This is a genomic window from Chryseobacterium sp. 2VB, assembly GCF_005503635.1.
Taxonomy (GTDB): Bacteria; Bacteroidota; Bacteroidia; order Flavobacteriales; family Weeksellaceae; genus Chryseobacterium; species Chryseobacterium cupriresistens.
Map to the genome: position 1 here is coordinate 245,490 of NZ_SCNC01000003.1, position 11,264 is coordinate 256,753.

The following is an 11,264-nucleotide window of genomic DNA, read 5'->3' on the forward strand; positions in this document are numbered from 1 at the left end:
TAGTTCAGATTTATATTTTTATATTCCTTTAGCAACACTTTTTCATTTTCTTAATTTTACAGACATGAAAATCTTATTTACCAAAAATATAGACCCATCTATTATATCCAAAGAATTAGGAGAGGATATTTTGGTTGACTGTGTTGAGGTAATTAAGACCAGCCCTATTATGATCAATCCTTTTGATCTGAAAAACTACTCTCTGATTTTTACCAGCGTCAATGGAGTTGCTTCTTTTTTTAAAAACAGATTCAAACCCAATGAAGATTTTACTGCAAAAAACTATAACAAAATCTATTGTGTAGGTGAAAAGACCAAAAGAGAGCTGAGGAAACATGGTTTTGGAACATTTAAGGTACTGAAAAATGCTGAAACTCTTTCGCGATTCATTATCGGAAAATGCCAGCACGAGCAATTCCTGCACTTCTGTGGCAATCTTGCCATCAATGTTCTGGACAAAGACCTTCCGTTACAAAACATTAAGTACAAAAAAGTTACCATTTATAATACTGAGGAAACTCATCCTGTAATAACTGAAAAATATCATGCTGCAGTATTTTTTAGTCCGAGCGGAGTTCGTAGTTTTGCAAGGCGAAATTCTCTGGAAGGCATGAAGCTTTTTTCCATTGGCGGAACCACTTCCGGTGAGCTGAGAAATTATACGCAGGAAGAAATTTTTACTTCGGAAGAAAATACCCTGACATCGATATTTGCATTGATCAGAAAAGAAATCGGAAGTAGGATTTAGAATCTGTTACCGGATGCCGGTAATATTAGTTACAATAGATTATGATAAAAAACGACCTATATTTAAAAGCACTTCGCGGAGAAACCGTTGAAAGACCTCCTGTCTGGATGATGAGGCAGGCTGGAAGATATCTGCCGGAATTCATTGCTTTAAGAGATCAGTATGATTTCTTTACAAGATGTCAGACTCCTGAACTTGCCGCTGAGATCACTCTGCAGCCTATCCGCAGATTTCCTCTGGATGCCGCGATTCTGTTTTCTGATATCCTGGTAGTGCCGCAGGCAATGGGAATTGATTTCAAAATGAAAGAATCTGTTGGCCCATGGTTAGATACTCCTATCAGAACAATGGAGCAGGTTCAGAATATTGAAACTCCCGACGTGAATGACACTTTAGGTTACGTTTTTGATGCTATTGAACTTACCCTTCAGAAGCTGGACAATAATATTCCATTGATCGGTTTTGCCGGTTCTCCATGGACTATTCTTTGTTACTGTGTAGAAGGAAAAGGAAGCAAAGCTTTTGATATTGCAAAATCCTTCTGCTTCCAACAGCCTGAAGCTGCTCATTTATTATTACAAAAGATTACAGATACTACAATCGCTTATTTAAAGAGAAAAGTAGAAAAAGGAGTTTCTGCTGTACAGATTTTTGATTCATGGGGAGGAATGCTTTCTCCTACGGATTACCAGGAGTTCTCATGGCAGTACATCAATCAGATTGTTGAAGCATTAAGCCCGCTTACTCACGTTGTCGTATTTGGGAAAGGATGCTGGTTCGCACTGGAAGATATGACAATGTCTAAAGCGTCTGCTCTTGGCGTAGACTGGACTATTAAGCCGGAATTCGCAAGAACACTGACCAACCATACGATGACACTACAGGGGAATTTTGATCCTGCAAGACTTCACTCAACACCTGAAACGATTAAGAAGATGGTGAATGAAATGATCAACCGTTTCGGAAAAGACAGATATATCGCCAATTTAGGGCACGGAATTCTCCCTAATGTGCCTGTAGAAAATGCTGAAGCATTCATCAGAGCGGTAGTAGACTGGAAACCGAATGTATAAGATTATTTCCTTTGAAAATATACAAAACCCTTATAGGCATTCTATAAGGGTTTTTTGTTAGAATTACTTTTTTAATGATTATTCCTTCATCACTTTCTTTTTAACAACTTTTCCATCAGGATTACTGATCATTATAATATAGACTCCTTTTGGCAGATCTGATAAGTCATAGGAATCATATGCTTTATTAAATGTTTTCACAAGTTTTCCTGACTGGTCAATTACAGAAATCTTTTCAAACTTACTCTGAGAGCTTTGTTTAATATAAAAATCCCCCTTAACCGGATTCGGATATACATCTATATGATCTGCATACGAAACTTCTGACGTTGCCAGGAGACCACTTGTAATCTTTACATTATCTATTACAACACCGTAAGAATAATCTCCGGCATCATCATAAACAAATCTTAATTTAAAAGCTGCGTTAGCATAAGGTGTCAGATCTATATTGGCGGCAGTATCATAACTGGTTACTACAAATGTAAAAGTATTAAAATCAAGATCCCATATTCCTGCGTCACCTGAAAAAGTAAAAACCTGAATCCAGGAAGTTCCATTGAAAACTTCAACTTTTAAAGTAGAATCAAGATTATCAATCATATTGGCATAATTAAACGAGAGCTTTGGATTTACTACTCCGGTCAGATTAATTACAGGAGAAATCAGTCTCGCATTGGTATTAACTACGGATGGTCCTGCATCATCATCATCAAAAAAAGCTGCTCCATCGGGAAAGCCAGCGAAACCATTCTGGGCACCCACATTCCAGTTAAAAGAGTTATCCGGATTCTCTACCGTCCACCCGGCCGGCAAAGAATTTCCGTTGAAATTTTCAGAAAAAACTTGTGCATCATACAGACCACAAATCGACAATAATAGAATAAAGAATTTTTTCATAATAAAATATTTGATGTTTATATAAAATTAGCGAAATATTTTTCACAAAACATTAATAATTATATATAAAATCAATACATTACATGAAATTATTAGAAAACATCAGAATTTTATGCTTAACCTTTAAATCGCATCATATGAAAAAACTCAACAAAGAAAAGATGAAAAGCATTATGGCAGGAGGAGAAATCTGTCTGGAATGTACTATCGGCTACTATCAGGTCATTATTGAAGGCCGGTGCTACTGTATTCCCATTGACTAATAAAAAAAGCAGCTCAACAGCTGCTTTTAATTTTATATAATTGACATCCGATATTGATTAGCTCAACATTCTCTGTGCTTTTTTAACGCCCTCCACCAGAGCGTCAATTTCTTCGAAAGTATTATAAACAGCAAAACTTGCTCTCACTGTTCCGGCAATATTAAAGAAGTTCATAATAGGCTGCGTACAATGGTGTCCTGTTCTTACAGCGATTCCCATTTTATCAAGAATCATTCCTACATCAGAGGCAATTCCTACTCCTTCCAGATTAAAAGAAACAACCCCGGTTCTCTTCGCTTTTTCACCATAGATTCTAATACCATCTATTTCCAAAAGCTGTCTTTGCGCATATTCCAATAAAGCATTTTCATGATTCTGAATATGGGTATGACCTACTCTGTTCATGAAATCAACAGCAGCACCTAAAGCAATATTCCCGCCTACATTCGGTGTTCCCGCTTCATATTTGAATGGAAGACCTGCATAAGTGGTACCATCGAAAGAACAGGTTGCAATCATCTCTCCTCCTCCATGAAAAGGTGGTAAAGCTTCTAATATTTCTTGTTTTCCATATAAAATGCCTGTTCCCATCGGAGCATACATTTTATGACCTGAGAACACAAAGAAATCACAATCCATCTTCTGTACGTCAATATTGAAATGCGGAGCAGACTGAGCTCCGTCTATCACAACATAAGCATCTGTATTCTTTCTTGTTTTGGCAATAATCTCTTCAATCGGATTCATAATACCTAATGCATTGGAAACCTGATTTACAGAAACAACCTTCGTTTTTTCACTCAAAAACTGATCAAAATAATCCATCTGAAGGATTCCGTTCTCATCAATAGGAATCACGCGCAGTTTCGCTCCAGTCCTTTCACACAGCATCTGCCATGGAACAATATTGGAATGGTGCTCCAGATATGAAATAATGATCTCATCATCCTTTTGCAGTTTCTGTGTTAAAATATAAGCGATGAGGTTCAACCCTTCTGTTGTTCCCTTGGTAAAAATCACCTCAAAGTCATGTTCAGCATTAATGAATTTCTGAATCTTTCTTCTTGAAAGCTCCATTTCTTCTGTTGCCAGCTGGCTCAACGTATGAATCCCTCTGTGAACATTAGCATTAAGTTCTGTATAATATGCGTGACAGACTTCCAAAACTGAATTTGGTTTTTGGGATGTAGCTGCATTATCCAGATAAACCAAAGGCTTACCGTTCACTTCTCTGTCCAATATAGAAAACTGGCTTCTTATTTCCTGAATGTCAAACATTTATTTATTTTTTAAATTAAAACGTCCTTATTTAGAACTCTTCAAATTTACGGCTTTTTTTCCGAAAGGAAGCATGGGGTTGGGTACTGATCGCTATCTGTTGATAGAAATATTCAATAGGGTAAGGTGAAGAAAGCCAATAAAACAAAAGATGAAATTACTAAAGGGCAAAAGACAAAATTGAAAGCAGCCTACCAGATTGTTTAGGTATCCTGCTTACTCGTTATCAAATAAAAAACCCGCCATAACTGACGGGTTCTTATATTGTTTAAATAAGCAATTCTTATTCTGCTGCAGTTTCAGCTGCTGCTTCAGGAGCTGCACCTTCTTCAGTTGCAACTTCTTCATCCTCATCATCATCCTGCATTGCTGCACCTCCTTTCATTGCATTTCTAGACATCTTAACAGCAACTACTACTGCGTTGTCAGGGTGCATGAAAGAATATCCTTCTGTTTTGATACCACCGATGTAAAGTTTGTTACCAATTCTTAATGGAGTAACATCAACTACTACTTCGTCAGGTAGGTTAGCAGGGATAGCTTTTACTTTTAGTTTTCTGAAAGACTGACGTAAAACACCACCAGCTACAACACCTTTTGAACGTCCTGTAATTCTTACCGGAACTTCCATGATCACTGGCTTATCATCAGATAACTGATAGAAGTCAACGTGAAGAATTTTGTCAGTAATCGGGTGAAACTGAATATCCTGAAGAACAGCTGGAATTGTTTTTCCGTCAACCTCAATAGATACCGTGTGTGCTTCAGGAGTGTATACTAATCCTTTGAAAGCTCTCTCTTCAGCAGAGAAGTTCAAAGGTGCTTCACCTCCATAAACAACACAAGGAACTAATTCAGCATCACGTAAAGCTTTTGTAGACTTTTTGCCCACGCTTTCTCTTTTTGTACCTTGAATTGTAATAGATTTCATTTATAAAAAATTTAAAAAATTGTTCTAATTTTAATTTGCAATTTATTTAAAATCAATTAAATAACAAATTTACTACTAATTGATTTATGTTCATGAACCATTGTCATAACGTCTGCAAATAACGGGGCGCAAGATAGCACTTTTATTTTAGATGACAAATTATTTTTAACAGGAATTGAGTCAGTTACAATAACTTCCAGCAATTTTGAGTTCTCAATATTCTCGTAAGCCTTGCCAGAAAGCACTCCGTGGGTAGCCATAGCTCTTACTGTTTTTGCTCCTTTTTCAATCAAGATATCTGCAGCTTTGCAAAGTGTACCTGCAGTATCAATCATATCATCAATAAGGATTACGTTTTTACCTGTAACATCACCAATAAGGAACATTTCTTCTACAACGTTTGCTTTTTTTCTTTCCTTATAAGCAATTACTACTTCAGCACCCAGGTGACCGGCATAGTTTTTCGCTCTTTTCGCACCTCCCATATCCGGAGAAGCAATGGTAAGATTATCAAGATTCAAAGACCTGATGTGGTCTACGAAAATAGTAGAGGCATACAGGTGATCTACCGGAATTTCGAAGAATCCCTGGATTTGATCTGCATGAAGGTCCATTGTCATGATTCTTGTTGCTCCTGCTGCAGTAAGAAGGTTGGCAACTAATTTTGCACCGATCGGCGCTCTTGGTTTGTCTTTTCTGTCCTGTCTGGCAAGACCAAAGTAAGGAATTACTACGGTGATGCTCTTTGCAGAAGCTCTTTTTGCTGCATCAATCATTAGAAGAAGTTCCAAAAGATTGTCTGCAGGAGGGAATGTAGATCCAATCAGGAAAACTCTTCCTCCTCTTACAGATTCGTCCAAAACAGGCTCAAATTCCCCATCGCTGAACTCCTGAAAGTTGATTTTTCCTAATTCTTTCCCATAATTCTGGGCAATTTTCTCTGCCAAGTCCCTGCTGGTTCTTGTACAAAATAGATAACTTAACTGATCGGCCATTTTTACTTTTTAAAAGATTTTGCAAATTTAAAAAAAAACCACAAGATTTACTCCTGTGGTTTCTAAGTTTTTATTTTATCAATTATTAAGGGAATTTAACTCCTGAATATTTGTTCGGATCTACCTGTGGAAGTGTAGAGTTGTATTTAGCATTGATAGATTTAATAAATTCATTAGCAACAATACCATATCCGCGTCCTGTCAGATGAACTCCGTCTAAAGAGAACGCTCCGCCAGTTACAAATGTCGCAGTATATTTTACTCCATCCCAAATAATTCCTGATTTAGAATTCAATTCCATCATTTTAGCGTCCATATCCACAAAGGCAAGACCTTTGTCTGTTGCTGCTTTTTTTATCGCTGTGTTATATCCTGCAGTAGCAGCAAGGACTTTTGCAGTCTCAGCTTCAGTAAGGACAAGCTTATCTTCTAATGGTACGGAAGTACCTCCTCCAGCCTGTGGAGTAAGAACTTTACTAGCTGGTAAAAGAATTAAATCCTTCGCTGTTGTTTGTCTGTATTTTGGAAGTCCCGGAACAGTTGACAGATCTTTATCTACAATTACAGCTCCGTTTACTGCCGCTCCAGCAGTAAATTTAATTAACCTTCTCTGATATTCAGCATCGCTGATCGCTCCTAAGGTTTTAGCCTGCAGCAATCCTCCGTTATACTGAGCATATCCTGTATTCAGCTGAGTTACCTGAGCATCTGTCAAACCTGTAAGAGGCATAGCAGGAATTCTCGTAAAGTAAGGGACATTGGTAACTGTAGGAATATTAGCAATAACACCTTTTCTTTTTGTACCGACAGGGAATAGTTTATCTACTAAATAAGCATAGGTATTACTGAACCCTACCCCTACAGCACCATCTACTGGCGTAATCGGAACATTCGGATCAGCTCCTCCTGAAGTTGCATATAATAAAACATCATTATTTCCTATCCATAAAGAAATGAAGGTTGGGTCTTGTTTTAGGGCATCTTCTACTACTGAAGTTGTTGTTGATGACGCAAACCTTACGAAATATGGATTTGCAGTAGCAGGCGTAGAGATTAATCCGGCTGGATTCCCATATCCCGGAGCCAGTAAATGCGCTACTCTTGCTCCCGGAACTCCCATATTCTGGTAAGGACCACCAGCAGAAACATTATCTAATGCTGCTCCTGGAGCTGTTGGACCGGGAGTTAATGCTCCGTTCACAACACTTAACACATATTTACCTGCAAAATCTCCTGTTGCTGGGTTAAATAAATTGGTAAACCCTCCTGTGTCATTAGGCATCATTGGCTGTTTAAAAGCGCCTCCACCTGCTAATTGCATTTGCGCTGCAATCATGCTTGGATAAGATTCATTCTGTCCACTGCTGTAAAGAGCTCCATCTCTATAACCAGCAGTTAATGAGTTTCCTAACGAAATATATTTTGAAAAGTCTGCGTCTCCTTTTGTTACCGGGATATCTTTCACATCCGTATCGAAATCCGTATTACAGCTTACTGTAAAAAGAAGTGCAGAAACTGCCATTGTCGATATTATAATTTTTTTCATAGTCTTCTAAAATTAAAATGGATTATAAGAGAAACCTAGACCAAAGTAGAAAGCAGTTGCTTTTGACTGTCCGTTAAGCCCTATATTAACATTATTTACCTTTCTGTACTGAGGCATTGCATATCCTCCGGCAACATCAATTCCGAACTGCTTCAGCTTGAAGCCTACCCCACCTGTAACCACATAGGTATCATATGAAGGAGTTTCTGGGATAAAGTTATCCGTAGTATAAGGTGCTTCATCATAATAAGCTCCCAAACGTCCGTAGATCATATTGGTGAACGCATACTGGGTTCCCAGTCTGAAAGTTTTGGAGTTTTTGAAGTTCTTAGGATTGGTAAGAATCGTTGGGTCTGACGGATTGTTTCCGATAGGCGCATTCTCGAAATCCAATGTAAGCTTGCTGTATCTTTCCCATCCGTGATAGTTAAAGTCTGCAGAAACCTGCCACTTCGGTGTGATCTTATAGGTCAAACCAATGGTATATTCTTCAACCAATGGCAGCGTTGCTGAGAAACCATCTTGTCCTGCTGCATTCAGTTTTAGCTGATTATAAACAGATTGAGATGGGAACTGGAATGTAGCAGTTCCTGATTTAGCTTTCATATCGATTGCTGAACGATATGCAATACTCACATCTAATTTCGGGTCAGGCCTGAAATAGAAACCGAATCCATATCCGTGGCCGGTTGCATTATCGTCATTAATATTAACCTTTCCGTCAAATTGAGTTACTGCCTTGTCCCAATCTACTTTTCCTCTTGCGTAGATATAGCTGGCACCAAAAGATACCCATGGAGCCAATTTTACAGAGACCATTGGCTGGAAATAGAAACTTTTCAGTTCCATTTTCTGTACCAATTCCTTACCTTCCCAGTTATCAGGCCATTTGATTGTACTTCCAAAAGGCGTTGAAAAACTGAACCCTACGGTAAGTTTCTCTATGGGTCTATAAGTAATTGCAGCATATATAGGTGTTCCTATAGGGTTATCTGTTTCTGCACTTTGTAAAGTATTGAAGTTTTGAAAAGTAACTTTATTACTTGCACCAAACCCTCCTGCCACTACACTCAGCTTGGAAGGGATAAATGACATACCCGCCGGGTTAAAGAATGTCACACTCGCGTCTTCGGCATGAGCACTAGTATGCGCCATTGCCAATTGTTTTACCCCCTGCAGGGAAACTCTGAAGCCTCCTGCATAAGATAGAACTCCCGCCAATAAAGCAGTTGATACTAATATTTTTTTCATAGACTATTATTATATATAAGCCAAATATAAAATTATTTTGAATACATCTGTTAATATTTCCTAATATTTTAAACAATATTGCAAAAGAAAACTATGTTTAAAATAACACCTCGAAGAAAATAAAATGCAAAATAATCATTATTAACTATTTAATACAGTTGATAAACCAAGTCATATTCATTGTTTAGTTTTAAACAACTGTTTAAAACTAAACAATTATGCTCTGAAAAAACAATACAGGAAAGTAAAAAGATAATAAATGTTAAAGGAAACAAATAGAATAAATATTAGCATCTGGTTAAGCCTATAGCCATCATTCTTAGGCAAAATATGAAAATGTTTTATGCCGAATTCAGCTTATTTAAGTATTTTAGAATCGCATAAAGATAAAAATACATAAATTTGCAGATTATAAATAATAGAAAATATGAGTTGTGGATGTAAAACATCCGGCGATTCTGCACATTCTTGCGGCCCTAAAAAAACCGCAAATGGCTGTGAAAATGTAAATACCTGCGGGAATAGTTATAAATTAAGTGTTTTTGACTGGCTTTCTAACATCAACAATCCGGCACCGAACAGGTGTGATTTTGTAGAAGTTAGGTTTAAAAATGACAGAAAATCGTTTTATAAAAATGTAAATAATATTCCTTTACATATAGGTAGCGTAATTACAGTAGAATCAAGTCCGGGACACGATGTAGGCGTAGTAAGCCTTACGGGAGAATTAGTAAAGATTCAGATGAAAAAGAAAAAGTTTTCTGAAGAATCGGCACTCAAAATATACAGACAGGCCAACCAAAAAGACCTTGAGGTATGGCAGGAAGCAAGAAAAAAAGAAGATGGCGTAAAGCTTGAAGCAAGAAAAATTGCACAAAGATTAGGTCTTGAAATGAAAGTTACTGATGTGGAATATCAGGGGGATGCTTCAAAAATCACCTTTTACTACACCGCTGATAACCGAGTGGATTTCAGACAATTAATCAAAGATTACGCCGGAGCTTTCCGTACTAAAATTGATATGAAACAGATTGGTTTCAGACAGGAGGCAGCCAAGGTGGGCGGAATCGGATCTTGCGGACGTGAGCTTTGCTGTTCTACATGGCTTACAGATTTCAGGTCTGTAAACACCAACGTTGCAAGATATCAGCAGCTGAGCATCAACCCTCAGAAACTTGCAGGACAGTGCGGTAAGCTTAAATGCTGTCTTAACTATGAGCTTGACAGCTATCTGGATGCGTTAAGCAACTTCCCTTCTTCTTCAACTACTTTGGAAACAGAAAAAGGAAAAGCATTCTGTATCAAAATTGATGTTTTCAAAAAGAAAATGTGGTTTGCTTATGTGGATAGTTCAATCGCATGGTATGATTTCGATATTGATCTTGTTAAAAAACTGATTTCAAAAAACAAAAGAGGTGAAAAAACTCTTCCTCTTGAAGATTTGAAACAGCCGGAAGCCTCTACTCATACTATTGACCTGATCCAGGAAAATAATGTGGACCGATTTGAGAAGAAAAACAGAGGAAACAGAAACAGGAATAAGCAGAATAACGGACAACAGGGATCACAAAACCAAGGCCAGGGACAAGGACAGAAAAGAAACAGACCGGAGAAAAACGAAAGGCCGGAAAGATCTGAAAAAACCGAAAACCCAAATGCCCAGTCTGCCAATCAGCCAAGACCTCAAAAGCAGCACCCGCAGCAAAAAGTAGCTGTGGAAAAAGCGGTGAACAACTCTGATGCTGATAAGAAACCACAGAACAATCCGAATAAGAAAAAATTCAAAAAGAGATACCCTCCAAAAAAAGATAATAATGCGTAAAATTTTAGGATTACTTTCACTTATCCTTTTCTTTAGCTGTAACTCTTCCTCAGGAGGAGACATCATTATGAATTCCGTTGATAACAAATGGAATAAGAAAAGTGAACAAAAATTTAATCTTGAAATTTCAGATCCGCAGAATCCTAAAAATATTATATTTGTTGTAAGAAATAACAACAATTATCCTTACAGCAATATAAGGTTTATAGTGAATTTCACCAATCTACAGAACAAAAAAAAGGAAACAGACACCTTGAATTATATTTTGGCAAAACCAAACGGAGAATGGCTTGGTACAGGGTTTGGTGATACGAAGGAAACTTTGTTTCAGTATAAAGTAAATTACCAGTTTCCAGGAAAAGGAAAATATGAAATCGGTCTTACCCAGGCGATGAGAAACGACAACCTTCCGGGAATTGAGGATATTGGGGTAAAAATAGAAACGGCTAAACCGTAA

General features: G+C 37.5%; 11 protein-coding genes. 5 read left to right on the forward strand and 6 right to left on the reverse strand.

All coding sequences use genetic code 11. From position 1 onward, the window contains the following. Nucleotides 1-64 precede the first annotated feature (64 nt). Together FFS26_RS05130 and hemE are read left to right on the forward strand one after the other, a co-directional pair. Nucleotides 65-748, forward strand: a complete 684-nt coding sequence (locus FFS26_RS05130; protein WP_110009126.1) for a uroporphyrinogen-III synthase — start codon at nt 65-67, stop codon at nt 746-748. 41 nt (nt 749-789) lie between these two features. Further along, nucleotides 790-1,821: a uroporphyrinogen decarboxylase gene (gene hemE / locus FFS26_RS05135; RefSeq protein WP_137904458.1), complete on the forward strand. Its 1,032-nt coding sequence runs from the start codon at nt 790-792 to the stop codon at nt 1,819-1,821. A 78-nt stretch (nt 1,822-1,899) separates the two neighbouring features. Here hemE and FFS26_RS05140 read toward each other — a convergent pair whose 3' ends face one another. Beyond that, a complete protein-coding gene (locus FFS26_RS05140) occupies nt 1,900-2,721 on the reverse strand; it encodes a T9SS-dependent choice-of-anchor J family protein (RefSeq protein WP_137904459.1) in 822 nt (273 codons plus the stop codon). Nucleotides 2,722-2,858: 137 nt separating this feature from the next. Here FFS26_RS05140 and FFS26_RS05145 point away from each other — a divergent pair, with 137 nt between their 5' ends. Further along, on the forward strand, nt 2,859-2,984 hold the full coding sequence (locus FFS26_RS05145) for a GNAT family acetyltransferase (RefSeq protein WP_137904460.1): 126 nt from the start codon (nt 2,859-2,861) through the stop codon (nt 2,982-2,984). Between the two features lie 57 nt (nt 2,985-3,041). Here the strand turns inward: FFS26_RS05145 and FFS26_RS05150 are convergent, their stop codons facing one another. From FFS26_RS05150 to FFS26_RS05170, 5 genes are all read right to left on the reverse strand, one after another. Continuing rightward, entirely contained in the window at nt 3,042-4,262 is a 1,221-nt protein-coding gene (locus tag FFS26_RS05150) for an aminotransferase class V-fold PLP-dependent enzyme (protein ID WP_110009122.1), read from the reverse strand. A gap of 283 nt (nt 4,263-4,545) precedes the next feature. Further along, entirely contained in the window at nt 4,546-5,193 is a 648-nt protein-coding gene (locus tag FFS26_RS05155; RefSeq protein WP_110009121.1) for a 50S ribosomal protein L25/general stress protein Ctc, read from the reverse strand. Between the two features lie 56 nt (nt 5,194-5,249). Further along, nucleotides 5,250-6,188: a ribose-phosphate pyrophosphokinase gene (locus FFS26_RS05160; RefSeq protein WP_110009120.1), complete on the reverse strand. Its 939-nt coding sequence runs from the start codon at nt 6,186-6,188 to the stop codon at nt 5,250-5,252. Nucleotides 6,189-6,273: 85 nt separating this feature from the next. After that, nucleotides 6,274-7,734, reverse strand: a complete 1,461-nt coding sequence (locus FFS26_RS05165) for a G-D-S-L family lipolytic protein (protein WP_137904461.1) — start codon at nt 7,732-7,734, stop codon at nt 6,274-6,276. 12 nt (nt 7,735-7,746) lie between these two features. Next, on the reverse strand, nt 7,747-8,985 hold the full coding sequence (locus FFS26_RS05170) for an OmpP1/FadL family transporter (RefSeq protein WP_110009118.1): 1,239 nt from the start codon (nt 8,983-8,985) through the stop codon (nt 7,747-7,749). A 427-nt stretch (nt 8,986-9,412) separates the two neighbouring features. On the opposite strand from FFS26_RS05170, the gene FFS26_RS05175 reads away from it, so the two are divergent. Further along, nucleotides 9,413-10,807 carry a stage 0 sporulation family protein gene (locus tag FFS26_RS05175; RefSeq protein WP_110009117.1) on the forward strand — a complete coding sequence of 465 codons (1,395 nt, stop codon included), beginning with the start codon at nt 9,413-9,415 and terminating at the stop codon, nt 10,805-10,807. After that, on the forward strand, nt 10,800-11,264 hold the full coding sequence (locus tag FFS26_RS05180; protein WP_137904462.1) for a gliding motility lipoprotein GldH: 465 nt from the start codon (nt 10,800-10,802) through the stop codon (nt 11,262-11,264). Before FFS26_RS05175 ends, FFS26_RS05180 begins: the two co-directional genes overlap by 8 nt.

What these genes read in the sequence shown, in the direction of transcription:
- FFS26_RS05130 (WP_110009126.1), top strand. Translation starts at nt 65, where the DNA reads ATGAAAATCTTATTTACCAAAAATATAGACCCATCTATTATATCCAAA.
- hemE (WP_137904458.1), top strand. Translation starts at nt 790, where the DNA reads ATGATAAAAAACGACCTATATTTAAAAGCACTTCGCGGAGAAACCGTT.
- FFS26_RS05140 (WP_137904459.1), bottom strand. Translation starts at nt 2,721, where the DNA reads ATGAAAAAATTCTTTATTCTATTATTGTCGATTTGTGGTCTGTATGAT.
- FFS26_RS05145 (WP_137904460.1), top strand. Translation starts at nt 2,859, where the DNA reads ATGAAAAAACTCAACAAAGAAAAGATGAAAAGCATTATGGCAGGAGGA.
- FFS26_RS05150 (WP_110009122.1), bottom strand. Translation starts at nt 4,262, where the DNA reads ATGTTTGACATTCAGGAAATAAGAAGCCAGTTTTCTATATTGGACAGA.
- FFS26_RS05155 (WP_110009121.1), bottom strand. Translation starts at nt 5,193, where the DNA reads ATGAAATCTATTACAATTCAAGGTACAAAAAGAGAAAGCGTGGGCAAA.
- FFS26_RS05160 (WP_110009120.1), bottom strand. Translation starts at nt 6,188, where the DNA reads ATGGCCGATCAGTTAAGTTATCTATTTTGTACAAGAACCAGCAGGGAC.
- FFS26_RS05165 (WP_137904461.1), bottom strand. Translation starts at nt 7,734, where the DNA reads ATGAAAAAAATTATAATATCGACAATGGCAGTTTCTGCACTTCTTTTT.
- FFS26_RS05170 (WP_110009118.1), bottom strand. Translation starts at nt 8,985, where the DNA reads ATGAAAAAAATATTAGTATCAACTGCTTTATTGGCGGGAGTTCTATCT.
- FFS26_RS05175 (WP_110009117.1), top strand. Translation starts at nt 9,413, where the DNA reads ATGAGTTGTGGATGTAAAACATCCGGCGATTCTGCACATTCTTGCGGC.
- FFS26_RS05180 (WP_137904462.1), top strand. Translation starts at nt 10,800, where the DNA reads ATGCGTAAAATTTTAGGATTACTTTCACTTATCCTTTTCTTTAGCTGT.